Raw genomic sequence first — 292 nt, 5'->3', positions numbered from 1 at the left:
ACACCGCCGTCGGGCAGGTCCACGGGGCCGCCGCCGGTCGGCTCCAGCGTGTCGAGGCTGCGGATCTCCAGGGTCCCGGCGGCGGCGTCCGCCACGGCGAGGGTGCGGCTGGAGCCGACGGCGAGCGCCGTGACGCTCAGGTCCGTCTCGGCCTTGGTGCGGAACGCGAGGCGCTGCTCGGCGGGACGCGCCGCGCCGTCGTCGGACTCCAGGACGGCGAGGTCCCGTCCGGCCAGGTTGATGGTGCCGATCCGGTTGCGGTCGCTGGTGGCGTCGTGCCAGGCGATGACCA

1 protein-coding gene is annotated in these 292 nt (G+C 75.7%); it reads right to left on the bottom strand.

Features of this window, described 5'->3' with window-relative positions:
* Window positions 1-292, bottom strand: a 292-nt coding sequence (locus PROKR_RS33655) for a hypothetical protein (RefSeq protein ID WP_036959491.1), incomplete at both ends; no start/stop codon positions are given.

Source organism: Promicromonospora kroppenstedtii DSM 19349, from assembly GCF_000515355.1.
In the GTDB taxonomy this organism is placed as follows: Bacteria; Actinomycetota; Actinomycetes; order Actinomycetales; family Cellulomonadaceae; genus Promicromonospora; species Promicromonospora kroppenstedtii.
The sequence above is the reverse complement of the archived record's forward strand: the minus strand, read 5'-3'. Positions and strand labels throughout refer to the sequence as shown.